The sequence below is a fragment of the Paenibacillus zanthoxyli JH29 genome, from assembly GCF_000520715.1.
In the GTDB taxonomy this organism is placed as follows: domain Bacteria; phylum Bacillota; class Bacilli; order Paenibacillales; family Paenibacillaceae; genus Paenibacillus_AQ; species Paenibacillus_AQ zanthoxyli.
On sequence record NZ_ASSD01000416.1, the window covers coordinates 1 to 556 of the forward strand.

Consider the following 556-nt stretch of genomic DNA (forward strand, 5'->3'; position numbering starts at 1 on the left):
GTAAGCGTCAAATAGCCCACACCTTGTCATCAAGATGAGGGCTCAGAGCAGATGAAGTTAAGATTGATATACCCGGCAGTTCAGCGGGAGCGTAGGTGACCAAGGCAGCAGCATGTCCAGAGCTTCCGCATCCTTGGGATCGGCGAGCTGTGGAAGCTGTTCGAACAGAAACTTCAAGTACTGGAACGGATTCAGCCCGTTTTCTCGCTGTTTCCATTACGCTGTAGATTACCGCACTGGCCTTGGCTCCGCGTGGAGTGTTCGCAAACAGCCAGTTCTTTCGCCCAATCACAAACGGCTTGATGGCCCGTTCGCTGCGGTTATTGTCGATCTCCAGTCGCCCGTCCTTCAGGAAGGCAGTCAACTTCTCCCACTGATTCAGGCTGTAGGTGATCGCTTGGCCCAGCGCGCTTTTCGGCAGGACCCGGGATCTTTGCTGACGCAGCCATGCCGAAAAAGCATCCAGAATCGGACGGCTGCGCTCCATTCGGACGGTCTCTCGTTCTTTCGGCGCCATTTCCTTCAGTTCTCGCTCGATCGCAAACAATTGATTGCA

The 556-nt window shown here is 54.5% G+C and carries 1 pseudogene; it reads right to left on the reverse strand.

The features are described from left to right. Positions 1–57: 57 nt before the first annotated feature. Positions 58–556, reverse strand: a pseudogene (locus L691_RS29110) (IS66 family transposase); the annotation flags it as partial.